23 protein-coding genes are annotated in these 25,679 nt (G+C 72.6%); 11 read left to right on the top strand and 12 right to left on the bottom strand.

Annotated features, from left to right (window positions below; translation table 11 throughout):
• The first annotated feature begins 27 nt into the window (after positions 1-27).
• The 5 genes from cmk (at position 28) to mscL (JNK30_RS03920) (ending at position 4,115) form a co-directional block, all read left to right on the top strand.
• The gene (cmk, locus tag JNK30_RS03940) at positions 28-693 is read left to right on the top strand and encodes a (d)CMP kinase (protein WP_293480381.1); all 666 of its coding nucleotides are present in this window, start codon (positions 28-30) and stop codon (positions 691-693) included.
• 150 nt (positions 694-843) lie between these two features.
• A complete protein-coding gene (gene rpsA / locus JNK30_RS03935) occupies positions 844-2,553 on the top strand; it encodes a 30S ribosomal protein S1 (protein ID WP_293480379.1) in 1,710 nt (569 codons plus the stop codon).
• A gap of 186 nt (positions 2,554-2,739) precedes the next feature.
• On the top strand, positions 2,740-3,030 hold the full coding sequence (locus JNK30_RS03930) for an integration host factor subunit beta (protein ID WP_293480377.1): 291 nt from the start codon (positions 2,740-2,742) through the stop codon (positions 3,028-3,030).
• A gap of 144 nt (positions 3,031-3,174) precedes the next feature.
• On the top strand, positions 3,175-3,615 hold the full coding sequence (gene mscL / locus JNK30_RS03925) for a large-conductance mechanosensitive channel protein MscL (protein WP_293480375.1): 441 nt from the start codon (positions 3,175-3,177) through the stop codon (positions 3,613-3,615).
• Between the two features lie 89 nt (positions 3,616-3,704).
• Positions 3,705-4,115 carry a large-conductance mechanosensitive channel protein MscL gene (mscL, locus tag JNK30_RS03920; RefSeq protein ID WP_293480373.1) on the top strand — a complete coding sequence of 137 codons (411 nt, stop codon included), beginning with the start codon at positions 3,705-3,707 and terminating at the stop codon, positions 4,113-4,115.
• Positions 4,116-4,150: 35 nt separating this feature from the next.
• Here mscL (JNK30_RS03920) and JNK30_RS03915 read toward each other — a convergent pair whose 3' ends face one another.
• Together JNK30_RS03915 and JNK30_RS03910 are read right to left on the bottom strand one after the other, a co-directional pair.
• Positions 4,151-4,708: a hemerythrin domain-containing protein gene (locus tag JNK30_RS03915; protein WP_293480371.1), complete on the bottom strand. Its 558-nt coding sequence runs from the start codon at positions 4,706-4,708 to the stop codon at positions 4,151-4,153.
• A gap of 51 nt (positions 4,709-4,759) precedes the next feature.
• Entirely contained in the window at positions 4,760-5,317 is a 558-nt protein-coding gene (locus JNK30_RS03910) for a hypothetical protein (RefSeq protein ID WP_293480369.1), read from the bottom strand.
• Between the two features lie 64 nt (positions 5,318-5,381).
• On the opposite strand from JNK30_RS03910, the gene JNK30_RS03905 reads away from it, so the two are divergent.
• The 5 genes from JNK30_RS03905 to JNK30_RS03885 all read left to right on the top strand — a co-directional run bounded on the left by JNK30_RS03905 (position 5,382) and on the right by JNK30_RS03885 (position 10,493).
• Positions 5,382-6,026 (top strand): phosphoribosylanthranilate isomerase, encoded by a 645-nt coding sequence (locus JNK30_RS03905; protein WP_293480367.1) that lies wholly within the window; start codon positions 5,382-5,384, stop codon positions 6,024-6,026.
• A 16-nt stretch (positions 6,027-6,042) separates the two neighbouring features.
• Positions 6,043-7,263 carry a tryptophan synthase subunit beta gene (gene trpB, locus JNK30_RS03900; RefSeq protein WP_293480365.1) on the top strand — a complete coding sequence of 407 codons (1,221 nt, stop codon included), beginning with the start codon at positions 6,043-6,045 and terminating at the stop codon, positions 7,261-7,263.
• Positions 7,260-8,087, top strand: coding sequence for a tryptophan synthase subunit alpha (gene trpA, locus JNK30_RS03895; RefSeq protein WP_293480363.1), 828 nt, complete (start codon positions 7,260-7,262; stop codon positions 8,085-8,087). Before trpB ends, trpA begins: the two co-directional genes overlap by 4 nt.
• Before the next feature lie 5 nt (positions 8,088-8,092).
• Positions 8,093-9,013, top strand: a complete 921-nt coding sequence (accD, locus tag JNK30_RS03890; protein WP_293480361.1) for an acetyl-CoA carboxylase, carboxyltransferase subunit beta — start codon at positions 8,093-8,095, stop codon at positions 9,011-9,013.
• Positions 9,014-9,155: 142 nt separating this feature from the next.
• Positions 9,156-10,493, top strand: a complete 1,338-nt coding sequence (locus tag JNK30_RS03885; protein ID WP_293480360.1) for a folylpolyglutamate synthase/dihydrofolate synthase family protein — start codon at positions 9,156-9,158, stop codon at positions 10,491-10,493.
• An 85-nt stretch (positions 10,494-10,578) separates the two neighbouring features.
• Here JNK30_RS03885 and trxA read toward each other — a convergent pair whose 3' ends face one another.
• From trxA to JNK30_RS03835, 10 genes are all read right to left on the bottom strand, one after another.
• The gene (gene trxA / locus JNK30_RS03880; protein WP_293480358.1) at positions 10,579-10,908 is read right to left on the bottom strand and encodes a thioredoxin; all 330 of its coding nucleotides are present in this window, start codon (positions 10,906-10,908) and stop codon (positions 10,579-10,581) included.
• Between the two features lie 82 nt (positions 10,909-10,990).
• Positions 10,991-14,491, bottom strand: a complete 3,501-nt coding sequence (addA, locus tag JNK30_RS03875; RefSeq protein ID WP_293480356.1) for a double-strand break repair helicase AddA — start codon at positions 14,489-14,491, stop codon at positions 10,991-10,993.
• A complete protein-coding gene (gene addB / locus JNK30_RS03870) occupies positions 14,488-17,475 on the bottom strand; it encodes a double-strand break repair protein AddB (RefSeq protein WP_293480355.1) in 2,988 nt (995 codons plus the stop codon). The genes addA and addB overlap by 4 nt, the downstream gene beginning before the upstream one ends.
• Complete coding sequence (locus JNK30_RS03865; protein WP_367118729.1) at positions 17,472-18,206, bottom strand: nucleotidyltransferase family protein; 735 nt, start codon at positions 18,204-18,206, stop codon at positions 17,472-17,474. Before JNK30_RS03865 ends, addB begins: the two co-directional genes overlap by 4 nt.
• Entirely contained in the window at positions 18,203-19,291 is a 1,089-nt protein-coding gene (gene amgK, locus JNK30_RS03860; protein WP_293480354.1) for an N-acetylmuramate/N-acetylglucosamine kinase AmgK, read from the bottom strand. The genes JNK30_RS03865 and amgK overlap by 4 nt, the downstream gene beginning before the upstream one ends.
• Positions 19,288-19,734: a tRNA (adenosine(37)-N6)-threonylcarbamoyltransferase complex ATPase subunit type 1 TsaE gene (gene tsaE, locus JNK30_RS03855; protein ID WP_293480352.1), complete on the bottom strand. Its 447-nt coding sequence runs from the start codon at positions 19,732-19,734 to the stop codon at positions 19,288-19,290. Before tsaE ends, amgK begins: the two co-directional genes overlap by 4 nt.
• Positions 19,731-20,600: a 1-acyl-sn-glycerol-3-phosphate acyltransferase gene (locus JNK30_RS03850; protein ID WP_293480350.1), complete on the bottom strand. Its 870-nt coding sequence runs from the start codon at positions 20,598-20,600 to the stop codon at positions 19,731-19,733. Before JNK30_RS03850 ends, tsaE begins: the two co-directional genes overlap by 4 nt.
• Before the next feature lie 25 nt (positions 20,601-20,625).
• On the bottom strand, positions 20,626-22,194 hold the full coding sequence (pgi, locus tag JNK30_RS03845) for a glucose-6-phosphate isomerase (RefSeq protein ID WP_293480348.1): 1,569 nt from the start codon (positions 22,192-22,194) through the stop codon (positions 20,626-20,628).
• Positions 22,195-22,335: 141 nt separating this feature from the next.
• Entirely contained in the window at positions 22,336-22,956 is a 621-nt protein-coding gene (locus JNK30_RS03840; RefSeq protein ID WP_293480346.1) for a thioredoxin family protein, read from the bottom strand.
• A gap of 27 nt (positions 22,957-22,983) precedes the next feature.
• Entirely contained in the window at positions 22,984-25,086 is a 2,103-nt protein-coding gene (locus tag JNK30_RS03835; protein ID WP_293480344.1) for a protein-disulfide reductase DsbD, read from the bottom strand.
• 131 nt (positions 25,087-25,217) lie between these two features.
• On the opposite strand from JNK30_RS03835, the gene JNK30_RS03830 reads away from it, so the two are divergent.
• Positions 25,218-25,610, top strand: coding sequence for an acyl dehydratase (locus tag JNK30_RS03830; RefSeq protein ID WP_293480342.1), 393 nt, complete (start codon positions 25,218-25,220; stop codon positions 25,608-25,610).
• The last annotated feature ends 69 nt before the right edge of the window (positions 25,611-25,679 follow it).

Genomic DNA, 25,679 nt, shown 5'->3' with positions numbered 1-25,679 from the left:
TTCCGCTTCGCTGCACGGGGGGAGAGGATGACGCCCTTCGTTATTGCGGTGGATGGTCCGGCGGCGTCGGGAAAGGGGACGGTCGCGGCGCGGCTGGGGGATCTCTTCGGCCTGCCGGTGCTGGACACGGGCCTGCTCTACCGCGCCGTGGGCGTGCTGACGGAACGGGCCGGGGGCGACCTCGACGATGCGGCGGCGGCGGCGGCCGTGGCCGCGGGCCTGTCCGCGGCGCAGCTCGGCGACCCGGCGCTGCGCACCCGGGCGGCGGGCGAACTGGCCAGCCGCGTGGCGGTGCACCAGCAGGTCCGCGACGCGCTGCTCGCCTTCCAGCGGGACTTCGCGGGGCAGCCCGGCGGCGCCGTCCTGGACGGCCGCGACATCGGCACCGTGATCTGCCCGGGGGCGCCGGCCAAGCTCTATGTGACCGCCACGCCCGAGGTCCGGGCCGAGCGCCGCTGGAAGCAGCTCTCGGGCCAGGGCGAGCCCGTCGGCTATGCGGACGTGCTCGCCGACATCCGGCGGCGGGACGAACGCGACGGAGCCCGCGACGCCGCGCCGATGACCCAGGCGCCGGACGCGGAGTTGCTCGACACGACCGAAATGACTATAGAGCAGGCCGCCGATGCGGCCCGCCGCATCGTCGAGGCGGCGCGCGCTCGCTGGCAGGCTTCCGAAGGGACGTCCGGCCGGTAGGGCAAATCCAACCGCGCCTTTCCCTCGGACAGCTGCGGGCAAACGTCACCGCGCGGGGTGTCTCCCGCGTCTTCGGTTCAACCTCCAACCCGGTAGGGACCACCGGCCTCAGGCTGCGTGGGCCCCGATCATTTTCGAACGAAAGAACTCATGGCTGACGATCTGAGCCTCAACCCCTCGCGCGACGACTTCGCCGCGCTGCTCGACGAGTCCCTCGGCGGGCGCGATTTCATGGAAGGCCAAGTGGTCCACGGCAAGGTCGTGGCCATCGAGAAGGACTTCGCCATCGTCGACGTCGGTCTGAAGACCGAAGGCCGCGTGCCGCTGAAGGAATTCACCGCCCCCGGCGAGGACAAGCCGCCGCTGAAGGCCGGCGACACCGTCGAGGTGTTCCTGGAGCGTGTCGAGAACGCCATGGGCGAGGCGGTGATCAGCCGCGAGAAGGCCCGCCGCGAAGAGGCCTGGACGCGTCTGGAAGGCGTCTACGAGAAGAACGAGCCGGTGATGGGCGTCATCGTCGGCCGCGTGAAGGGCGGCTTCACCGTCGACCTGGGCGGCGCCTCGGCGTTCCTGCCCGGCAGCCAGGTGGACATCCGTCCGGTGCGCGACGTCGGCCCGCTGATGGGCAAGGAACAGCCCTTCGCCATCCTCAAGATGGACCGCCCGCGCGGCAACATCGTCGTGTCGCGCCGCGCCATCCTGGAAGAAGCCCGCGCCGAGCAGCGCACCGAGCTGGTCAGCCAGCTGCAAGAGGGTGAAGTCCGCGAAGGCGTGGTCAAGAACATCACCGACTACGGCGCGTTCGTGGACCTGGGCGGCATCGATGGCCTGCTGCACGTCACCGACATGAGCTGGAAGCGCGTCAACCACCCGAGCCAGGTGCTGGCGGTGGGCGACACGGTGAAGGTCCAGATCGTCAAGATCAACCCGGACACCCAGCGCATCAGCCTCGGCATGAAGCAGCTCCAGTCCGACCCGTGGGACGGCGTGGAAGCCAAGTACCCGGTGGGCGCGAAGTTCACCGGCCGCATCACCAACATCACCGACTACGGCGCCTTCGTGGAGCTGGAGCCGGGCGTGGAGGGCCTGGTGCACGTGTCGGAAATGTCGTGGACCAAGAAGAACGTCCACCCCGGCAAGATCGTCTCGACGTCTCAGGAAGTCGACGTCGTTGTGCTCGACGTGGATCCGTCCAAGCGCCGCGTCTCGCTGGGCCTCAAGCAGGCCCTGCAGAACCCCTGGGAGAAGTTCGTCGCCGAGCATCCGATCGGCACGGTCGTCGAGGGCGAGGTCAAGAACGCCACCGAGTTCGGCCTGTTCATCGGCCTCGACAACGACATCGACGGGATGGTGCACCTCTCCGACCTCGACTGGGCCACGCCCGGCGAGGAGGCGATCGCCAAGTACGTCAAGGGCGAGACCGTCAAGGCGCGCGTGCTGGACGTCGACGTCGAGAAGGAGCGCATCTCGCTCGGCATCAAGCAGCTGTCCGGCGACCCGCTCCAGGGCGACACCTTCCGCAAGGGCCAGACCGTCACCACGACCGTCACCGAGGTCACCTCGGGCGGCATCGAGGTGAAGTTCGGCGACGAGGAAGCGCCGATGACGGCCTTCATCCGCAAGTCCGACCTGTCGCGCGACCGCGCCGACCAGCGTCCCGAGCGCTTCGCCGTGGGTGACCGCGTCGACGCCCAGGTGACCAACGTCGACAAGGCCGCCCGCCGCATCTCGCTCAGCATCAAGTCGCTGGAGATGGCGGAAGAGAAGGAAGCCATCGAGCAGTTCGGGTCGTCCGACTCGGGCGCCTCGCTGGGCGACATCCTGGGCGCCGCGCTGCGCGAGAAGGCCCAGAAGGAATAGGACGACGTCGAAAGACCGTCTCCAGCACGGCGGGCCGGGAAACCGGCCCGCCGTGTCCTTTTTCGCCTCGCGCGCGAAAGTTGAACGCAACTCGCGGAACAAGCTTCACCACAGGGGCGAAGTCGCCGTTTTGCGCCTTGATCCGCGACCGTGCCTCGGCCATGGTCGCGCCGGTTCGAGGGGATAATGATCAAGTCCGAACTCATCGCGAAGCTCGCGGAGGAGAACCCGCACCTCACGCAGCGCGACATCGAGCGCGTGGTGGGCGTGATCCTCGAGCGGATGATCCAGGCCCTGGAAGAGGGCGGCCGGGTCGAGCTGCGCGGCTTCGGCGCGCTTTCGGTCCGCTCTCGCGACGCGCGCGCGGGCCGCAACCCCCGTACGGGCGAGCCGGTGGACGTCCGCGCCAAGCACGTCCCCTTCTTCAAGAGCGGCAAGGAGCTGCGCGAGCGCCTCAACGTCGAGGACGAGCGCTAGCGCCCGAGCTTGCGCCCGCCGCAAGCCCCCATCCCTGAACCGCAGAGCGCGGAGATGCGCAGGAAGGCCCGTTCGCGCGGGACCTCCGCAGATCCTCGTGATTTCCGCGGTTCCCCCTTCTGACCTCAACCCGGGGAAGTTCGCATGAGCGTGTTCACGGAATTCCGCGAGTTCATCGCGCGGGGCAACGTCGCCGACCTGGCGGTGGGCGTCATCGTCGGCGCGGCGTTCAACGACATCATCAAGAGCCTGGTGGACGACGTGGTGATGCCGCCTATCGGCCTTCTGCTGTCGGGCTTCGACTTCGCCAACCTTCAGTGGGTGCTGAAGGCCGACAATCCCCTGACCAAGGCCAACGAACTGGTGGCGGTGAAGTACGGCCACTTCATCAACGTCTCGCTGAAGTTCCTGATCGTGGCCTGGGTGGTGTTCTGGATGGTGAAGGGCATGAACGCAGTGCGGCGCTGGGAGGTCGAGACGTCGGGCAAGCCGGTGACCCCGCCGGCCCCGCCGCCTCAGGAGCGCCTGCTGACCGAGATCCGCGACCTGCTCAGGACCGAGCGCGGCCCGCCGCCCGCTGCCTGACGTCGGCTTGACGCGCCCGGCGACGCGGTTCCTGTTTCGGCGAACGGCGTGAGGGGAGCCGCCCCTGCGCCCGGCCAAGGGAGCGCATCATGGGCATGGTCTCGGAGTTCCGCGAGTTCATCGCGCGCGGCAATGTGGTCGACCTGGCGGTCGGCGTCATTGTCGGCGCGGCCTTCAACGACATCGTCAAGGTGCTGGTGGACCAGGTGGTGATGCCGCCGATCGGCCTGCTGACGTCGGGCGTGGACTTCTCCAAGCTGGCCTGGGTGCTGAAGCCCGACGATCCCGCCACCGAGGCGGTCGAACTGGTCGCGATCCAGTACGGCGCCCTCATCAACGCCGGCATCAAGTTCCTGATCGTCGCGTGGGTGGTCTTCCTGCTGGTGAAGGCGGTCAACGCCATGCGCCGCGCCCCGCCGCCGGCGGAAGCCGCTCCGCCGGCCCCGCCGCCCCAGGAGGCGCTGCTGGCGGAGATCCGCGACCTCCTGAAGGCGAAGTAGCGCGGCCGGGCCGGGCGGGCCTCTCCGGCCCGGTATCAGGCGACCTTGAAGCCTTCCCAGTTCATCATGGCCGTCAGCCGGGCGCTCTCGGCCTCGGGCAGGGCGGCATGGAAGGCGGGGAAGATCACGTCCTCCTCCTCCCGGATGTGGGTGCGCAGGTCGTCGTAGAAGCCCTGCAGCGTCGAGCGCCACATCACGTCGCCGGCGTCGATGTTCCGCAGCTCGAAGATGAAGGTCTTGATGCGGCCGTGGTCCTCGATGAGCGCGCGGGCCTGGTCCTGCTGGCCGTGCTGCATCATGGCCGGGTAGATGACGTTCTCCTCCTGGATCGCGTGCTTGGTGAGCGCATAGGCGATCTTGGCGAGCAGCATGTCGCGCTTCATCACGTCGTCTTCGGTGGTCGCGAGCGCCGCCTCGAAGGCCTTCTCGACCAGCCTGTGCTCGGCCTTCAGCGCCTCGGCCCAGTCTCCGGTGGCCGCGGAGGGCGCCTGCATCAGCGCCTTGCGGGCGAGGGGAAGCGCGAGGCCGGCGGCGAGGCCGATGGCGGCGCCGGCGGCGAGTTGGCCGTACTGGCCGTTGGTTCGAGTCTGCATGTGGTCCTCCGTGGCCGGTGACAACCGGTCGGAGGCGGCTCTGTTCCGGACCTAGCCGCCGATCGGCGTCTCGATCGGGCTTTCGTCGGCGGCCGCATCGTCGCGCAGGTCCACGCCCCGCTGGATCAGCATCAGCTCCACCAGGGTGAGCAGCTGGCGCGCCCGCCAGGCGAACATCAGGTAGAGCGCCACGGCGACGGCGGCGTAGGCCATCCAGAAGTACCAGCGCGCCGGCCCCTCGGCGGCGGCGATCGCCCTCAGCGTGTCGGGCGCGAGCTCGGAAAGCGTCAGCGCCGCCGAGGCCGGCAGGGTGACGAAGCCGATGGCGAACCAGCGCGACACGGCTTCGTGCCGCCGGTGGTTCACGAGGGCCAGGGCGTGGATCCGGCGCAGGTCGCCTGGACTGAGCGGCTCCAGCACCGCGAAGACGCTGCGGGTGGTGCGGTTGCGAAGCAGGCCCGTCAGGAAGTCCGCCCCGAAGAGCCGCCACATGCTGGGCGACGTGATCCACTCCCACGGCATGCGGGACACGGGCAGCGCCCGTATGAGCCGCCGCCATGTGGGCCAGAGGATGTCTTCCGCCGCCGCGCTGCCGGTATCGCCCGTCATGGGCGGAACGTTGGCCCGCCCGCGGCCCTTGCGCAACGCCCGCCCGCGCCCCTAATCCCCGCCCATGGCGGCTCAGACGAAGATATGCGGCGTGACGACCCCCGAGGCCGTGCAGGCGGCGCTGGACGGGCGCACGTCCTTCCTGGGCTTCATGTTCTTCGAGAGGAGCCCGCGGAACATCGCGCCGGACGCGGCTGCGCGCCTGGCTCCCCCGGCGCGGGCCAAGGGGGTCAGGCTGGTGGCCGTGACGGTCGACCCCAGCGACGACGAGCTCGACGCGATCACCCGCCACCTGGCGCCGGACCTGATCCAGCTGCACGGCCACGAGCCCCCGGGGCGTGTGCGCGAGGTGCTCGGGCGGACCGGCGCGGGCGTGATCAAGGTGCTGCCCGTCGCCGAGGCCGGCGACCTGGCGGCGGCGGCGGCCTACGAGCCGGTGGTCGACCACCTCATGTTCGAGACGAAGCCGCCGAAGGACGCCGATCGCCCGGGGGGCCGGGGCGTGGCGTTCGACTGGACCCTGATGAAGGGCCGACGCTTCCAGAAGCCGTGGTTCCTGGCGGGCGGCCTGAACCCTTGGAACGTGGCCGAGGCGATCACCGCGTCGGGCGCGCCCATCGTCGACGTTTCCTCTGGCGTGGAGCGCGGTCCCGGACTAAAGGACCCGGCCTTGATCACGGCGTTCCTCGACGCTGTCCGCCGCGCCTGAGACGCCTCCGCCGACCATGAACGCGCCCACTCGCCCGAACGACTACGCCGCCTACCCCGACGCCCGCGGGCGCTTCGGCGACTACGGCGGGCAATACGTCCCCGAGACGCTGATGCCGCTGGTCCACGACCTCGACGCGGCCTACGCGGCGGCCAAGGCGGACGCCGCCTTCCAGGCCGAGCTCGCGGGCTTCCTCAGCCACTACGTGGGCCGGCCCTCGCCGCTGTACTTCGCCGCCCGCCTGACCGAGCACTTCGGCGGCGCGAAGATCTACCTGAAGCGCGAGGAGCTGAATCACACCGGCTCGCACAAGATCAACAACTGCATGGGCCAGATCCTGCTGGCCATGCGGATGGGCAAGACCCGGATCATCGCCGAGACCGGCGCCGGACAGCACGGCGTGGCCACCGCCACCGTCTGCGCCCGCTTCGGGCTGCCCTGCGTGGTCTACATGGGCGCCGTCGACGTCGAGCGGCAGAAGCCGCACGTCTTCCGCATGAACCTGCTGGGCGCCGAGGTGCGGCCGGTGACGAGCGGCTCGGCGACCCTCAAGGACGCCATGAACGAGGCGCTCCGCGACTGGGTCACGAACGTCCACGACACCTACTACCTGATCGGCTCGGCCGCGGGCATGCACCCGTACCCGGTGATGGTGCGCGATTTCCAGTCGATCATCGGCCGCGAAGTGCGCGAGCAGATCCTGGAGGTCGAGGGGCGGCTGCCCGACGCGCTGGTCGCCTGCGTGGGCGGCGGCTCGAACGCCATCGGCATGTTCCATCCGTTCCTCAACGACGAGGGCGTGAAGATCTTCGGCGTCGAGGCGGCGGGGTCCGGCATGGACAGCGGCCGGCACGCGGCGGCGATCAACGGGGGCCGCCCGGGCGTGCTGCACGGGAACATGACCTACCTGCTGCAGGACCGCGAAGGGCAGATCGAGGAAGCGCATTCCATCTCGGCCGGGCTGGACTATCCCGGCATCGGCCCCGAGCACGCCTGGCTGCATGACGTGGGCCGCGCGACCTATCTCACGGCCACCGACGCCGAGGCGCTGGACGCCTTCATGCTGCTCTCCAAGCTGGAGGGGATCCTGCCGGCGATCGAGAGCTCGCACGCCCTGGCGCGCCTGCCCGAGATCACCCGCGAGGTGGGCAAGGGCGGGGTCGTCGTGCTGAACCTGTCGGGCCGCGGCGACAAGGACGTGAACACCGTCGCCGCGCACCTGGGGCGGACGATTTGAGCAAGTCGCGGATCGAGAAGCGCTTCGCCGACCTGAAGGCGGAAGGACGCGCGGCGTTCGTGCCGTACGTGATGGCGGGCGATCCCGACGCCGAGACGGCGCTGGCCATCCTGAAGGGGCTGCCCGCCGCCGGCGCCGACCTCATCGAGGTGGGGTTCCCCTTCTCGGATCCCATGGCCGAGGGCCCGCCGATCCAGCGCGCGGCCCAGCGGGCCCTGTCGAAGGGCATGACGCTCAAGGCGACGCTGGGGGCCATCGCCGCCTTCCGCGCCGCCGACGCCGACACGCCGGTCATCCTGATGGGCTACATGAACCCGCTGGTGACCTGGGGCGTCGAGGCCTTCGCGCGGGACGCCGCGGCGGCCGGCGTGGACGGCCTGATCATCGTCGACTGCCCGCCCGAGGAGGCGGATCCCCTGGCCGACGCGCTCGACGCCCACGACATCTCGCTGATCCGGCTGGCGACGCCCACGACCGACGACGCCCGGCTGCAGGTGGTCGTGCGGCGCACCTCGGGCTTCGTCTACTACGTGTCGGTGGCGGGCGTGACGGGGGTGAAGGAAGCCGACGCGGCGGCCGTGGCGCCTCACGTGGAGCGCGTGCGCAAGGCCAGCGGCCTGCCCGTGGCGGTCGGCTTCGGCATCAAGACGCCCGAGCGCGCCGAGGCGGTCGCCAGGGTCGCCGACGCGGTCGTGGTGGGCTCGGCGCTTGTGGACGAGGTGGCCGAAGCAGTGGAATTGAACGAAGACGTGACCGGCCGGGTGCTTTCCAAAGTGGGTGCGCTGGCTAAGGCTGTGCGCCTCGCGCGGCGGGTCCCGGCCTGAAGACCATGGCGATGGCGGAACAGCGAAACGACAAGCCGGGCCGAGCGCCCAACACCGAGCGTCGGCGGGGGTGGCTCTCGCGGATCGCGCCCGGCGTGCGCGGGCTGACCAAGAAGGACACGCCCGAGAACCTCTGGGTGAAGTGCCCGGACACCGGCGAGATGCTGTATCGCCCCGACCTCGAGGCGGCGCTCTGGGTGACGCCCTCGGGCAACCACATGCGCATCGGCGCCAAGCTGCGCCTGACCTACACCTTCGACGACGGCAAGTACGAGCGGATCGCGACCCCGGTGATCGCCGACGACCCGCTGAAGTTCCCGGACACCACCCCCTACGCCGAGCGCCTGGCGGCGGCGCGGAAGGCCACCGGCGAGCAGGACTCGATGGCCAGCGGCTACGGCCACATCCAGGGCCAGCCGGCCGTGGTGATCGTGCAGGACTTCACCTTCATGGGCGGGTCGCTCGGCATGGCCGCGGGCGAGACCTTCGTGGTGGCGGCCAAGGAAGCCGTGAGGCGGGGGGTCCCGCTGGTGATCTTCACCGCCTCGGGCGGCGCGCGCATGCAGGAAGGCACGCTCAGCCTGATGCAGATGGCCCGCACCACCCTGGCGCTGAACGAGGTGAAGGCGGCCGGCCTGCCGTACGTGGTCGTGCTGACGGATCCGACCACGGGCGGCGTGACCGCCTCGTACGCCATGCTCGGCGACGTCCATCTGGCCGAGCCCAACGCCACGATCGGCTTCTCGGGCCGGCGCGTGATCGAGCAGACGATCCGCGAGACCCTGCCGCCGACCTTCCAGAAGTCCGAGTTCCTCGTGGAGCGCGGCATGATCGACCAGGTCGTCGAGCGCAAGGACATCCCCGAAAAGCTGAGCTCGATCCTCGGCACCCTCATGATGGGGCGCGAGCGTTCCAGGGCGGCGTGATGACGTGTGAACGCTCCCCCCCTGGGGGAGCTCGCGAAGCGGGAGGGGGCCCATGGCCCCGGCGGCTCGCGTCCGGGGCGACACCCCGTTCCCATCGGACCTGCGACGCCCTGCGCCTCCCCCAGAGAGGAAGGATCGCGGCATGACCCTTCCGTCCGACCCCGGCCACGATCCGATCCGCGCCTCGGATGCGGTGATCCAGCGGCTGCGGGCCAATCACCCGACGCTGATCGACCTCTCGACGGGCCGCGTCGAGCGGCTGCTCGCGGCGCTGGACCATCCCGAGCGCAGGCTGCCGCCGGTGATCCATGTGGCCGGCACCAACGGCAAGGGCTCGACGGTGGCGTACCTGCGCGCCATCGGCGAGGCGGCCGGCCTGCGCGTGCACGCCCTGACGTCGCCCCATCTCGTCCGCTTCGCGGAGCGGATCCGCCTGGCGGGCAACCTCATCACCGACGAGCACCTGCTGGCGCTGACCGAGCGCGTGGAGGCGGCCAACGGCGGCGAGCCGATCAGCTTCTTCGAGATCACCACGGTTCTGGCCTTCCTGGCCTTCGCCGAGACGCCGGCGGATCTTTGCGTGGTGGAGGTGGGCCTGGGCGGCCGCTTCGACGCCACCAACGTGTTCGACGCGCCGGCGGTGAGCGTCATCACGCCGGTGGACTACGACCACCTCGAGATGCTGGGGCCGGGACTGCCGAAGATCGCATGGGAAAAGGCCGGGATCGTCAAGCACGGCCGTCCGGTGGTGGTGGCGCGCCAGATGGACGAGGCGCTGGAGATGATCGAGCGCGAGGCCGACGACCGCATGGCTCCCATGCTCCTGATGGGCCGCGACTTCGACGCCTGGGAAGAACGGGGGCGCCTGCTGGTGCAGATGCCCGAGCGGCTGCTGGACCTTCCGGCCCCCAGCCTCTTCGGCGGCTACCAGTTCGGCAATGCGGGCGTGGCCGTGGCGGCGGCCCTGACCTTCGACCCCAGCCTGTCGGACGAGGTGCTGGGCCGCGGCGTCGCGAGCGCGGTCTGGCCCGCGCGGATGCAGCGGCTGACCGCGGGACCGCTGGCCGAGCTGGCGAAGGCGCGCGGCGCCGACCTCTGGCTCGACGGGGGGCACAACCCGCACGCCGGCCGGGCGCTGGCCGAGGCGGCGAGCCGGATCGTCGATCGCGACCCACGCCCGCTGGTGCTGGTCACGGGCATGTTCGCCCGCAAGGACGCGGAGGGCTTCTTCCGGCCCTTCGCCGAGATGCGGCCGCGGGTGATCTGCACCACCTTCGACTCGGCCATCGCGGCCAGCGCCGACGAGCTCGTCACCGCGGCCGTGCGGGCCGGGCTGAGCCCCGAGACGGCGGCCAATGTGTCGGACGGGGTGGCGCGGGCGCTGGAGATCGAGGGCCCTGCGCCGCACGTCCTGATCTGCGGCGGCCTGCATTTCGCCGGCGAGGTGCTCGCCATGAGCCCCGAGACCTGGCCGAGCTGATCGTCGGCGAGGGCGGAGCGCAGACCCCTGCCTTCCTACCAGGGAAGGGGGACCCTGCGCACCACGGTGGAGAGTGCTTCGCGCCTTACGCCGCGACGCCGGCTTCGGTGAGCCACTCCAGGATCTTCTGCTTGGGCATGGCGCCGACCTTCATCGAGGCCATCTGGCCGCCCTTGAACAGCATCATGGTGGGGATGCCGCGGACGCCGTAGCGCGAGGGCGTGGTGGGGCTCTGCTCGATGTCGAGCTTGGCGATCTTCACCTTGCCGGCCAGCTCGTCGGAGAGCTGCTCGAGCGCGGGGGCGATCTGCTTGCAGGGGCCGCACCACTCGGCCCAGAAATCGACGAGCACGGGCTGCTCGGACGCCAGGACGTCGGTCTGGAAGGATTCGTCGGTGACCTTCACGGTGCTCATCGGGAAACTCCTGTCGCGCGGCTGAAACGGCAACGCCGATCCGCCTCTAGGTTCGGCCATGTAGGCGGGGTCAGGTCCTGTATCAACCGGCACGGCGGAGCTCGGCAAGGGTGTCGGCGATCAGCTTTTCTGGAACCGGCATCAGCTTCGGCCCGTCGGTCCAGACGATGGCGGCCTCGATCAGGCGGCCGGGGAAGATCTCGGACAACACCGCGGCGTAGAGCGCCATCTGCCGCAGGTAGGCGGGATCGGCGGCCTCGATGGCCGCCGGCGAGGGCCGGTTGGTCTTGAAATCCACCACCAGCACCCGGTCGGCCAGGGTGACCAGTCGGTCGATGCGGCCGGAAATGCGCAGGTTGGGCGGCAGGGCGGCGGCGGTCCCGGCGATCGCCACCTCGGCGCGCGAGCCCGGCCCGAAAACCTCGGCAAAGCGGGGGTCCTCGAGCACCGAGAGGGCGGCGGCGGCCATCTCGGCCCGCTGCGGGTCGGTGAGATCGGCTTCCCGCGCGAGCAGGGCCCGGGCCCCCGCGGCCCACTCGCCCGGCGGCAGGTCGGGCAGGAGCTGCAGGAGGCGGTGGATCAGGTCGCCCCGGCGGAAACGGCCCAGGCCGGCGGTTTCCGCGAGGGGGGAGGCGGAGGCCGACGTGGCGTCGGCGCCGAGGTCCGACGGCGAGGCGTAGCGGGCGAAGGCCTCGGGCGCGGCCGGCGCGGCGGTCCAGGCCGGCGCCGGGGCCAGGGACGACCCGGAGGCCGGCGCAGGGCGAAGGCGCTCGGGGTCGGGGCCGAAACGGCGGAAGCGGGCGCCGTCCTCGTGCTGCAGTTCGCTCACCTCCTCGGCGACGCCGGCGTGGCCCAGGGCGTCGCGCACGGCGCCCCACCAGCCCGCGAGCTTGGCCTCGTTCGTGCTTTCGGCCCGCCGGCCGCAGAGGATCAGGCGGTCGCGGGCGCGGGTCAGGGCCACGTAGAGCAGCCGGTAGGCCTCGGCCTCCTCGCGCTCGCGGCGCAGGCGCCGCGCCTCCCCGGTGGGCGGGCAGTCGCCGGCCGAACGGGGGCACCACAGGAAGCCCACGCCCTCCGCGCCCCGGTCGACGCGCAGCAGGGGCGACCCGCGCTGGGTGTTGGCGAGATTGGTCTCGGGCAGGATGACGATGGGCGCCTCCAGGCCCTTGGCGCCGTGCGCGGTCATCACGCGAACCTCGTCGCGCGCGCCCTCCATCTCGCGCTTCACCACGATCTCGAGACCCGAGAGCGCGTCGGCCAGGCTCTCCAGGTCGTGCGCGCCCCGCTCCTCGGCGGCCATCGCCTGGCTCAGGAACTCGTCCAGCGCGTCGGCCGCCTCGGGCCCCAGGCGGGTCAGAAGCCGCTGCCGCATCGAGCGGCCGTCCGGCCCGACATGGTCGATCAGCCGCACGAAGAACTCGAACGGCCTCGCCGACTTCGCCGTGTCGAGGACCAGGCGCAGGAAGCCGGCGGCTTCGGACCAGCGGGCGTCTTCGCCGGCGCGCGCGCGCAGCGTGCTCCACAGGCGGCGCTCGCGCCCGTGGGCGAGGCGGTACAGGCTGTCGTCGTCCAGGCCGCAGAAGGGGCTCTTGAGCAGCGCGGCGAGGGTCAGGTCGTCGCCGGGGAAGAGCGCGAAGCGCGCCAGCGCCAGCAGGTCGTCGAACAGGATGTGGCTGGACAGCGAGAGCCGGTCGGCGCCGGCCACCGGCAATCCGGCCTGCTTGAGCGCGCGCAGGATCTCCTCGAACAAGGCGCCCCGGCGGCGGACCAGGATCAGCACGTCGCCGGCGGTGGCCGGCCTGAGCTCGCGCAGGCGCGGGTCGTGGACCGCCTCGCCGTCGGCGATCAGCCGCCGGATCTCGCCGGCGATGCGGCGGGCGAGCTTCTTGTTCGCGCTGTCCTCCGCCTCCACGTCCAGCGGCAGGTCCCAGGCGTCGCGCTCGGGCCCCTTGCGGTCCACCTCCATGTCCCAGAGGTCGACGCAGCCGTGGTGGGGCGCACGGGGCGGGGCGACCTGGTGGCGGACGGGATCGCCCGGCTGCACGGCGTCGGACAGGTGCGGCGGCGTGAACACCGCGTCCACGAAGCGCAGCACCTCGCGGGTGGAACGCCAGGACTTCAGCAGGTCGATGCGCCGCACCCGCCGCCCCGCCCCGGCCGCGCGCTCGCGGTAGGCCAGGTACTTCTCGGACAGGAGCTCGGGCCGGGCCCCCTGGAACGAGTAGATCGACTGCTTGCGGTCGCCGACCACGAAGACGCCGCGGTCGACCCGCCGGGCCTCGCGCGGCCCTTCGCCCGAGAAGAACTCCTCGGTGAGCGCGTCGATGATCGCCCACTGTTCCGGCGCCGTGTCCTGCGCCTCGTCCAGCAGGATGTGATCGACGCCGCCGTCCAGCTTGTAGAGCACCCAGGCGGCGGCCGGCCTGTCGCGCAGCAGGGCGCAGGTCTTCTCGACGAGGTCGGCGAAGTCCAGCGCGCCCCAGGCGTCCTTCTCGATCCGGTAGGCCTCGAGATAGGCGTGGGCGAGCTTCAGGGCGTCGACGCTGTCGTGCCCCACCTTGGCCGCGCGCATGCGCTCCCGGACGGCGTGCAGGCGCTCCTGCTCGGCGAGCAGGAAGGTGCGCAGCGCCGGCTCGTCCTGCAGGCGCTTGGCCGTCTCGACCCACTTCCGCGGCTCGTCGTCCTTGGTGAACAGCAGCGCGACGGCGTCCTCCAGCGAGGGCGACTCTGCGGCCGCGAGCGCCGCCAGGGCTGCAGCCCGGTCGGTATCCTGCTTGCCCGGCTTGCCGCCCCCTCGCAGCGCCTCGGCGCAGCGGCGGTAGAGGTCGCGGTCGATGCGGGCCATCGCCTGGGCCGCCAGCGCCTCGGGATCCGTGCCCTCGGGAACGTCGACCGTGCGCCAGACCCAGGCGACCGCGCCGTCCAGGCCGCCCCGGCCCTCGAAGAACTCGCGCAGCTCCCCGCGCCGGGCCTCGAACTCGGCGAACATCGCCTGGAAGCGGCGGAAGTCGAGCGAGACCGCCAGGCGGCCATAGGCGTCGGCGAGGTCGCCCGGCACGTTCAGCACGTGGTGCGCCACGAGCTTGCGCGCGGCGGCGGCGACCGCCGCGGAGTCGGCGTCGTCCATGACCCGGAAGCCCGGCGGGACGCCGGCCTCGAGCGGGAAGCGCTTCAGGACCTTCTCGCAGAAGGCGTGGATGGTCTGGATCTTCAGGCCGCCCGGGGTCTCGAGCGCGGCGGCGAACAGGCTGCGGGCTTCCGAGAGGTCCTGGGCGTCGAAGCTGGCCGGCGGGCGCGAGCGCAGCTCGCCCAGTTCCTGGCGCAGCCTCGCGTCGCTCGCCACCGACCAGCCGCCGAGCGTGTCGTACAGCCGCCGCTGCATCTCGGAGGCGGCGGCCTTGGTGTAGGTGACGCAGAGGATCGTCTCGGGCTTCGCCTTGGCCAGCAGAAGGCGGGCCACCCGGTCGATCAGCGTCTTCGTCTTGCCCGACCCGGCGTTCGCGGTGACGAACACCGACAGCGTGGGGTCGGCCGCCTCCAGCTGGTCGTCGCGTTCCGGCGGGAAGAGATCGACCACGGTCATTCGTCGTCGTCCTCGCCGCTGGTGGACCACTCGAAGACCCGGGCCAGGTGATCGTAGTCCGAGACGTAGCTCTTCACGAACTGCGGCGCGGTGCGCGAGGTGTAGCCGACCGAAGGGTCGTCGTAGCGGCGGATCAGCCGCTCCAGGCCCTCGACGGCGTCGTCCACGGCCTGACGGGTCACCAGCACCTTGTCGCCGTCGCCATGCGGCGCCGCCCGCACCTCCTCGCGCCCAGGCTGGGGACGGCGGCCGCTGATCTCGAGGTAGGTGAGCTCTCCGGCCGTCGCGCGGCCGATGTCGGCGAAGCCGCCGCGCTCCAGGATGGCCGCCGTGAGGGTGAGCTGCGGCGAGAAGCCGGTCTCGACCATCTTCTTCGTCGGCGCGCGTCCCGTCTTGTAGTCGATCACGTGCGCCAGGCCGTCGGGCGAGACCTCGATGCGGTCGGCCTTGGCGGCGAGGACGAAGGGGCGGCCGTCGATGTCCAGCGTGGCCTGACCCCGCCGCTCCACGTGCAGGACGCGGCCGTCGGCGCGCCGGCGGCGCTCCAGGTCCGCGACCCAGGCGGCGGCCTCGCCCGCCAGCGGGCCCTCGCGCGCCAGGGCGTCGAGCGGCATGCCGGCCGCCTTCAGCTCGTCCAGATAGAGATCGCGGAAGATCGCCGCGGCGTCCGGCGGCAGGTCGCCCGGCCAGTCGGTGACGAACCGCTCGAAGGCCGCGTGGATCGCCGTGCCCCGCGCGCGGGCCTCGATCTCCTCGTCGGGCCGTTCCAGCAGGCGAAGCCCCAGGATGTCGCGCGCCCAGACGGCGTAGGGGTCCCGGGTCAGGGTCTCGATCCGCGTGACGTAGAGCTCGCGAGGCCGATGCTCGACGGGCGGCTTGGGCGAGGGGCGCTTCACCGGCTCGTAGGGGCCCGGCGCGTCCAGCGCCCGGACCCACTCCATCACCTCGGGCCGGCCGGGTATGGAGAGCTCCGCACCCTTGGCCAGGGTCTCCAGCCGCCAGAGCCAGCGCGACTTCACGGTGGGCTGGCCGTTGCGCCGTTCGGTGTGCAGCAGGACCACCTCGGGCGCGCAGACCGCCTGGGCGAAGTCGTGGGCCGCGAGCCCGATGCGCCGCTCGGGCGAGGGCAGGCCAAGGTCGCTGCGCATGGGCCGCGAGAGGAAGGGGTCGGTCGGCGCGGCGGCGGGCCAGACGCCCTCCTCCAGGCCCGCCACGACGAGGCGGTCGGCGCGCACCAGCCGGGCCTCGATGGCGCCCAGGATTCGAAGCCGCGGGTGCGTCGCGCCCCCGATCCGGACGGTCTCGCCGTCCATCAGGCGCTGCAGCAGATCGGCGAACTGGCGCGGCGTCACGAGCGGCAGGTCCTCGCCCTCCCGGATCAGGCCCGAGAGCAGGCGCGACATCGCCTCGCCGGCGTGCCCGCCCCAGAGGTCTCCCGTGCGTCCCTCCCCGTCGGCGGCCAGCGCCTCCATGGCGGCGACGATCCGGCGCGCGGCTGCCGACGGCGCGTCGACCTCGCCGGGCCAGGCGAGGCCGCCGACGAGGGCTGCGAGGCGCTCGGCCAGGGGGATCGCCTCGTCGGCCCTGCCGCGGAGGCGCTCGAACAGGGCGTCCCAGGTGCGGGCCCGCGGGCCGCGAAGGCCGTAGCGCTCCAGCCGCGCCGCATCGCCCAGGCGGCTGAACGGATGCTTCAGAAGGCCCAGCAGGACCACCGGGTCGACGGGATCCACGGCGGCGCGCGCGAGCAGGGCGGCCAGGGCGCCGCAGGGCGAGCCCGCCAGGCTCTCGCCGGCGGAGGAGTCCGGGACCACGCCCCAGCGGGCGAGCTTGGCGGTGACCCGGCGGGCCAGCCGCTGGTCGGGCGTCACCAGGGCGGCGGTGCGGTCCGGGGTCTCGAGCGCCTCGCGCAGCAGGAGGGCGGCGGCGGTCGCGGCGTCTTCCTCGGTGCGCGCCGCGATGAGCGAGAGGCCCCTCAGCGCCTCGGCCACCGCGTCCCTGTCCTCGCGGCGCAGGTCCTCGATCACGTGCAGCCAGTCGGCGGTCTCCTCCGCCGGCCGGAGCGCCTCGTTGACCACCCGGCGCCGCCAGCGCTGCGCCGGCGTCTCGGACGCCGAGGCGGGCCACGTTCGGACGTCGCCCCGCGCGACCTCCGCGGTTTCCAGCAGGCGCTTCAGGGCCCCTTGCGGGTGCTGGACGTCGATCTTGGCCCAGGCCCTGTCGGCGAGGTTCAGGTCGACCCCCGGCAGCACCACGGCGCCCCGCGGCGCGGCGGCGATGGCGATCATGAGCGCGCGAGTGGCGGGCGCGGTCCCCGTGGAGCCGGCGGCCACGAGCACCCCCTTCGGCGGCCGGTCGGTCCAGGCCTGGGCCAGGCGGCGCAGAAGTTGGACGCGCCGTTCGCTCACGTCGACGACGCCCAGCGCCTCCAGCCGCCGGGGCCAGAGCGCCAGCGCCTGGTCGAGGAAGCGCCGGGAGACCTCCCAGTGCGCGGCGAGCTCGGCGGGCGCGGCGCCGGCGAGGGCGCGCCGGACATCCACCTCCTCGATCTGGAGGCCGTCGAGGAAGCCGCCCAGGGCGTCGGCCAGATCGAGCGCCTGGCCCGCGCTGCCGACCCCGCCGGGCACATGCTCGGCCAGCTCGGCGACCAGCCGCACCAGCTCGAAGCGGCGGCGCAGGGGATCGATGGCGGCGGGCAGGTCCAGCGCCAGATCCCCGGGCTCGAACGGCGGCTCGCCGGCTTCCAGGTCGCCGAGCGGGCGCATCTGCGGCGGCAGGACGGCCTGGCCGCCGGCGGCGTGCAGGAAGGCGTCGGCCAGGGCGCGCGCGCCGCGCCGCGTGGGCGTGAGGATCACGGCGTCGGCCAGGGCCTCGGGCCCCTGGGGGATGAGCGCCTCGTACAGGCCGCGCGCCAGGTCTTCCGCGAACGGCCGGTGCGCGGGGATGTTGAACCACCGTGGCCCCGGCTGTTCGAAGAAGGCGGTCACGAGACGCCGCCCTCCCGCGCGAGCTCGGCTTCCACGGCGTCGCGGGCGGCGGGATCCCCCACGTGCATCCACGGCGCCTCCATCACCGCGCCGTGGAGCCGTCCGGCGGCCTGGAGGCGGCGCCAGGTGGGGTGGATCGGAAACGCCGCGTCGGGCTCCCCGTCGAGGACCTTGGGGTCCATGATGCCGAAGCCGATGTTGACGTAGGGCGTGACGACGTCCGGATCGCCGGAATGGGTAAGCCGCCCGGCCGCGTCCATGAAGAACCCCAGCGGTCCCTCGAAGCCGATGCCGTTGCCGCGCGCCACCAGCAGCAGCAGGAGATCCATCTCCGCGGGGTTCCAGGCGGCCTTGAGGAGCTCCAGCGGCGGCCGGCCGCGGTTGAGCCACAGCGAGTCGATGTTGGCCAGGAAGATGGGGTCGCGCCCCAGCTTGTCGGCCGCGTGGCGGATGCCGCCGCCGGAGTCCAGCAGCTGGGCCCGCTCGTCCGAGATCAGCACCTCCAGGTCGCGGCGGCCGGCGAGGTGCGCCTCCATCTGGTCGGCGAAGTGATGCACGTTGACGACGGCCCGCGTGACCCCGGCGTCCCGCAGGCGGTCGAGGACATGGTCGATGAGCGGCTTGCCCGCCACCGGCACGAGGGCCTTGGGCCGGGTGTCGGTGAGCGGCCGCATCCGGGTGCCGAGGCCCGCGGCCAGCACCATGGCGGTGGTCGGTCCCGCCGCGGTCACGCGCGCGCCTCGGCGGGCGCATGGCGCTCGAGCCAGGCCTTCAGCCCGCCCAGCGCCGGGTCGGCCAGGCAGCGGTCGAGATAGCCCCAGAGCCGCGGCATCAGGGCGGCGTAGCGCGGCTTGCCGTCACGGGTCGTGAGGCGGGCGAAGATGCCCAGGATGCGCACGATGTTGAGCGCCCCCAGGCTGTGGAAGTCGGCGAGGAACGTCGCCCGGTCCAGCTCGGGCCGAAGCCGGAAATAGAGCTCCAGGCAGGCCGCCTCGCGCTCGGGCGTCACCTGCCGGCGGGCGTCGTGCAGCAGCATGGAGAGGTCCCACGCCGGGTGCGCCTTCACCGCGTCCTGGAAGTCGATGAGGCCCACCCGGGCAGGGCCTGCGCGCTCGGGCAGCCAGAGGAGGTTCTCGGCGTGGTAGTCGCGATGGCAGAAGACGCTGGCGCTGGCGGCGCCGTACGCGCGGATGGGGGCCCACACGGCGTTCCAGTCGTCGACGGCGTCGGCGCCGAAGGCGAGCCGGGGAAGCAGCTTCGGCAGCCATTCGACGAAGATGCCGTCCGCGGTGGCGAGCGCCGTCTCGTCATAGGTAAGAAGCGGCCACTCGGCGCCGTCGTAGCTGAGGACGTCGGGGGGCGAGGCCTCGTGCAGGCGCGCCAGGGCGGTGATCGCCGCATCGTACAGGGGGGCCTCGTCCTGCCCGCCCTCGATCAGCCGGGCGAACAGGTCGTCCCCGAGGTCCTCCAGGACCGCCAGGCCCGCCGCGGCGTCGGCGGCGACGACGGCCGGCGCCGAAAGGCCCTGTGCGCGCAACCACCCGGCGGTGGCGATGAAGGCGTCGACCCGTCCGGCGGCCAGGCGCGCGAGCGCGTTGTAGCCCAGCGCCGCCCGCTGCTGCGGCGTGGCGTCGGGCGGGCAGGGCGCCGTCTCCAGCGACGGGGGCTGGTCCATGAAGATGAGCGTGCCCCGGCCCGTGTGCAGCCGCTCGTAGGCGCGCGTCGAGGCGTCGCCGCTCAGGGGTTCGCGGCGCGCGTCGGCGAGCCCTGCGCCCCGCAGGAACTCGCGCTTCAGGGCCTCGCGGTCCGAACTCACGTCGCCAATCCTTCCACGCGTCCTTCCCAGGCGCCGTGCGGGACGAACCGGGCTTCACGGCCGCCGTCCGCGGCGAGGGCGATCTCTATATCGAGTCGGTCCGGCGGCAGGGCGCCCTCCAGCCGCTCGGGCCATTCGATCACCGCCGCGCCGTCCTCCAGCGCCTCGTCCAGCCCGATCTCGTAGGCCTCGTCGGGCGAGGTCAGGCGGTAGAGGTCGAAGTGGGCGACCGCAAGCCTCGGGCCCTCGTAGAACTGGACGAGGGTGAAGGTGGGGCTGGGGACATCCTCGTCGGGGGTCGTGAGCGCTCGGACCAGCGCGCGGGCCAGGGTCGACTTGCCGGCGCCCAGCGGGCCCGAGAGGCAGACCGCCTCGCCGGGCCGAAGGCGCGCCGCCACGGCCGCGCCCAGGCGCGACGTCGCCGCCTCGTCGGGAAGCCTCATGCGAACGGCCGCGCCGGATCGGCCGGCAGCGTGTGCTCGACATACGCCTTGAGGCGCTCGGTGACCCGCACGGGGTCGCCCTCGAGCGCCACGGGCGGGATCAGCGGACCGGCGGTGAGCGAGAAGGCGCGCCCGCGCTTGTTGAGCAGTTCGTGGAACAGGGTGATGTCGCGCAGCTCGTCCGAGCGGCCGTGGAACAGGTGGAAGAGCGTCGACCAGGGACCGGCCACGTGCATGGGCACGACAGGGGCCTCGTGGCGGCGCGCGATCGATATGGCCGAGGACATCCATGTGGGGTCGGCCAGCCGGCCGTCCGCCGCGCGGCGCGCCAGCCGCCCGGCGGGGAAGATCACCAGGCAGCGTCCGGCGTCGAGGGCCGCCTTGGTGAGCTGCAGCGTCAGGCGCGTGCGGTCGCGGGTCCGCTTGGACTCGACCCATTCGACCGGTATCAGCACCTCGCCGAACTGCGGGACGACGCGGTGCGCGTCGGCGTTGGCGTAGAAGCAGATGTCGGGGCGCAACCGCTTCAGGGCGTCGAACACGGCCACGCCGTCGGCGATGCCGGTCGGATGGTTGCAGATCACGACGACCCGGCCCTCCGCGGGCACGCGGTCGAGGCCGGTCGCCCTGACGTCGAGCGCCAGCAGGTCCGAGACGTGGTCCAGCGCGGCGCGGCCGGGCATGGGCGCGATCGCGTCGGCCATCCGCCGCGCCTTGGCGTAGTCGAGCAGGGCGTAGAGCAGCGGCCGGAGCAGCGGCCACGCCGGGCTGCCCGACAGCCGGGGAGCCCGCTCGGCGATCAGCACGTCCACGATATGGTCGCGTGCGCCGGTCCGGTTGCCGGCCGCGGCCGTGGCGAAGGTCATGGCGGGGAGATTGGCCTGTGAGGGCTCAGGACTTCAACCGCGCGATCAGGGCGGCGGTGGACGGGTCGTGCGCCCCCGCCGCGCCGCCCTCGAGCTCGGCCAGCACGCGGGTCGCCAGGGTCTTGCCCAGCTCCACGCCCCACTGGTCGAAACTGTCGATCTCCCAGAGCACGCCCTCGACGAAGGTCTTGTGTTCGTAGAGCGCGATGAGCGCGCCGAGGCGGGCGGGGTCGAGGCGGTCGAGCAGGATGAAGCTGGAGGGCCGGTCGCCGGGGAAGGCGCGGTGGGCGTCCGGGGTCTCGGCGGCGGGCCGGCCGACCATCAGGGCCTCGGCCTGGGCGACCGCGTTCGCGAGCAGCTTGCGCTGGGCGGCCGGGTCGCCCTCGGAACCCTCGCGCACCGCCAGGATGTCGATGGGCACGACGTCCGTGCCCTGGTGCAGCAGCTGGAAGAACGCGTGCTGGCCGTTGGTGCCCGCGTCGCCGAAGACGCTGGCGGCGGTGGCGTGCGCGACGGGCCGGCCGTCGGCCGTCACCCGTTTGCCGTTCGATTCCATCTCGAGCTGCTGCAGGAACGGCGCGAACAGGCGCAGGCGCTGGGCGTAGGGCACGACGGCCCGGATCGGGCGGCCCAGTCCGTTGCGGTTGAACACGTGCGCCAGCGCCAGCAGCACCGGCGCGTTGCGCGGGAGCGGCGCCGACTGGAAGTGCCGGTCCATCGCCCACGCTCCGGCGTGGAAGGCGGAGAACGCATCCCAGCCCAGGGCCACGGCGCAGGACAGGCCCACCGACGACCAGACCGAATAGCGTCCGCCGACCCAGTCCCAGAAGCCGAAGACCTGGTCCGCCGGAACGCCGAAGGCCTGGGCCTTGTCCGGCGCGGCCGAGACGGCGACGAGGTGCGAATCCGAGGCGGTTCCCAGGGCCGCGCGGAGCCAGGCCCGGGCGGCCTCGGCGTTGGTCAGGGTCTCGAGGGTGGTGAAGGTCTTGGAGACGGTGACCAGCAGGGTCTCGGCCGGATCGAGACCGGTCAGCGCCTGGGCGAGCTCGGCCGGATCGACGTTTGCCACGAACCGCAGCTCGATCTGCGGGTCCAGCGGCTTCAGGGCCTCCCACACCAGCCGGGGGCCGAGGTCCGACCCGCCGATGCCGATGTGCACGATGGCGCGGAACGGCCGGCCGGTGCAGCCCCGCTTCGCGCCCGACCGGACGGCCTCGGCGAAGGCGCGCATGGCGTTCCGCACCGCCTCGACCTCGCCCGAGATCGGCTCCCCCTCGGCCCTCAGGTCCGCGCCATCGGGGGCGCGCAGCGCCATGTGGAGCGCCGGCCGGCCCTCGCTCACATTGACGATCTCGCCCGCGAACAGCCGCGCGCGGGCGGCTTCGACGTCAGCGGCCCGGGCGAGGTCCAGCAGCGTCTCCACGTCGGCCCGCGACCAGGGCTGCTTCGAGAGGTCGAGGATGAGCCCGGCCGCCTCCAGCGTCAGGCGCTCCAGCCGATCCGGCTCGGTCGCGAACAGCCCCTCGATGCGGCGGTCCGCAGCGCCCCGCGCGGCGGCGGCGAGGGCCCCCCAGGCGGCGTCGATCTGTCTCAAGCGGTCACCTCGATCTGGAGCGCGTTCCGAAGAGCGGGAACCGGTTTTCGGATCGGAACGCGCTCAAGTTATTGATTCCAGAGCCTCATTTTCCCGCTCGGACGGCTCCGTCTGAACGGGTGAGGCTCCAGGCGGCGGCCGTCACTCGGCCGTGGCGTACTTCACGGCGCACCCATAGGGCCGGCTGGCGGCTTCGGCCACCGGGCGGCCGGCCTTCAGGTCCGCCAGGGCCGCGGCCACGTAGTTCTTCGCGCCCTCCAGGCTGGCCGGGTCCGAGGAGGGCCGGTCGTCGATGCCGCCCATGTAGGCCAGGCGGCCGGCCTTATCGATGACGAACATGTGCGGCGTCGCCTTGGCGTCGTAGGCGCGCCCGACCGCGCCCGACGGGTCCAGCAGCACGCCGCTGGAATGGGCCCCGGCGCTGGTCTTCCACCTGCGCGCCTGCGGGCCTGTGAGGTACCCCTGGAAGCCGGGGGCCGACGAGATGATGGTCAGCCAGACGACGCCGTCCGCGGTGGCCCGCTTCTGCAGCGCCTGCATGTTCCCCGAGTTGTAGTGCTTCTGAACATAGGGGCAGCCGTTGTTGGTCCACTCCAGCACCACGGTCCGGCCGCGGAACTCGGCCAGCGACCGGCGCTTGCCGGCGGCGTCGAGGGCGGTGAAGGCCGGGGCGGGCTGCCCGAGGACGGGCGCCGCGGCCGCGAGGCCCGGCGCGGCCGTCAGCGCGATGGCGGCGACGATCAGGGCGCGGCGGTCGAACATGCTTCGCTCCGGGAACGCGGGCGGCCACTAGCTCCGGCCGGCGGCGTCGATGGCCTTGACGACCATGCCTTCGGTGAGGAGCGAGGGCAGGATTACGGGCTCGTCGCCCTTCGCGCCATAGACGAGATAGAGCGGCACGCCCGCGCGGCCGAAACGGGCGAGCTCGGCGGCGATGCCCGGATCTCGCTTCGTCCAGTCGGCCTTGAGGTAGACGGCGTTGTTGCGCTTCAGCGCCTCCGACACCGCCTGGGTGGACAACGCCACGCGGTCGTTGACTTGGCAGCTCACGCACCAGGCCGCCGTGTAGTTCACCAGCACGGGCCGCCCCTCCGCCTGGAGGGCCGCGAGCTTCTCGGGCGTGTAGCCCTGGTCCTCGAGCTTCGCCGAGCCGGACGGCTCGCCCGACGCCACCGCGTAGGCGGGCCAGAAGGCGCCGCCGACGATCGCCACGGCCGCGAGCCCCGCCGCCCCGGTCGCCAGCGCGGCGGCCCGCCCGCCGATTGCGCTCCGCCGCTGGGCGGCGCCGGCGATCCAGAGCGCCAGGGCCAGCACGATGCCGGCGCCCAGGATGCGCGGCACGGCGTCGGGGCCCACCTGCACCGTGAGCACCCACACCAGCCACGCCACGGCGCCGTACATCGGGAAGGCGAGGACCTTCTTGAACACGTCCATCCACGGACCGGGCCGTGGCATCGCGCGCACCAGGGCGGGCGCGAAGGCCAGGGCCACGAACGGCAGGGCGAAGCCGACGCCGAGCGCGAGGAACACCACGAGGGCCGCCGCGGGCGGCTGGGTCAGCGCCCAGCCCAGGGCCGGGCCCATGAAGGGCGCCGTGCAGGGCGCCGCCACCACCACCGCCAGCACGCCCGTGAAGAACGAGCCGGCGAGGCCGCCCCTGGACGCGAAGTCCGACCCCACGCCCTGCAGCGAGGTCCCGATCTCGAACACGCCCGACAGGTTGAGCGCTACGGCCAGCATCAGCAGCGCGAGCGCGGCGACCACCGGCGGGTCCTGAAGCTGGAAGCCCCAGCCGACGGCCGAGCCGCCGGCCCGGAGCGCGATCAGCAGCCCCGCCAGCGCCAGGAAGGTGGTGAGCACGCCGGCGCCGAAGGCCAGGCCCTGGCTTCGCGCCGCGGCCTGTTCGCCGCCGTGCCCCGCGAGCGAGGCCGCCTTCATGGCCAGCACCGGGAAGACGCACGGCATGAGGTTCAGGATGAGGCCGCCCAGCAGGGCGCCGAACGCCGCGGCCACGAGGCCGAGGTCGGGGGCGTCCGGCTTCGCCGCGGGCGAACCCAGGCCGCCGGCGGCCGCCGGCAGGGGGCCGGCCGCGGCGGCGACCTCGTAGGCGCGCCCTTCGAGCGCGAGCACGCCGCCGATCTGGTCGGGCGCGCCGGTCTGGAAGGCGAACCCGGGCGTGAGCGTCAGCGTCAGTCCCTCGGGGCCGCGCTCCACGGCCTGCGGCTTGGCGTGATCGATGACCGAGCCCGAAAACGGGAAGAAGTAGGCCCCGGCGACATCGGCGCCCTTCAGGGCCGGTCCGACGATGGCCAGCTTCACGACGTCGCCCTCCTTCCGGAAGGCGGCCGTCAGGCCCGCCGGCTTGGGCGCCTCGGCCAGCGTCCGGGCGATCCTGCCGCCCCACTGGGCGTCGGCGGGGGCCGGCTGTTCGGTGACGGGAAGGTCGAGCGTGAGCGTGGCGTTCTCGGGCACGCAGATGTCGGCGCAGACCAGGAACTGGACCTTGGCGGTCAGCCGGGCCGTCTCGCCGGGACGCGCGTTGGCCGGCGCCGTCACGGAGACGGGGAGCAGGACCTCGCCCTTGTAGCCGTAGTTCACGAGCGGACCGAACGGCAGGCGCTCGGGCGTGGGCCAGGTGAAGTCCGAGACGGTCCAGCCGGCCGGCAGCGTCCACGCGGCCGAGGTCGCCTCCCCGGAATCGCCGGCGTTACGCCAGTAGGTGTGCCAGTCCTTCTGGATCTGCTGGCGAAGCGCGATGTGGACCGTCTGTCCCGGCGCCACGCCCTGGGTCGCCGGCACGAGCTCGGCCACGAGGTGGCCGGTGTTGACGGGCGCGGCGAGCGCGAGGCCGGAGAAGAGAAGGGCGAGAAGTCCGCCCAGCAGCAAGCGCATCGTCACCTCAGAGCCCGGACCCCGATTGTACCGCCGCTATATGGCCTGCGGATGCCCGGACGCAAAGCGGCTCGACAGCGCAGACGGGGCCGCCATGATCGGCGAATCCCTGTCCCGGCTGGAGTCCGCCGTTGCCTGCATCCTTCGACGATCTCTCGATCGGCCAGGTCGAGAACCTCGGCGTCGCCGCCGTCGACCCCGAGGCGCTGAAGACATTCGTGTCCGCGTTCACGCCGGGGTGGAGCGCGGACCGCGGCGCGCCCGACGCCATGGTCTTTGCGATCTGGGCGCGGCTCGACGCGATCGCGGCGACCGACTGGCCCCAGACCAAGCGGCTGGGCGTGGACGCCCTGCGCTGGATGCGCAACCCGCCCGCCGGAGAACTGCTCCGCGGGCGGATGACGGTGATGGCGAAGGACCCCGTGGGCGAAGACAAGGGCATCGTCATCGCCCAGCACGACCTGCTCGACGAAGCCGGGCGGCTGGTCTTCTCCTGCCTGACGCGGAGCGTCTTCACGCGCTGAAGCCCCCTCCGGCTTCGACCTCGCCCTTGGGGGGCGCTCGAAAGCCTGGAGGGAGAGGGCGGCCGGCCC

This window comes from Phenylobacterium sp. (assembly GCF_016793225.1).
Classification (GTDB): Bacteria; Pseudomonadota; Alphaproteobacteria; order Caulobacterales; family Caulobacteraceae; genus Phenylobacterium.
Note: the sequence above shows the minus strand (reverse complement) of the source record. Positions and strands in the feature narration are given on the sequence as shown.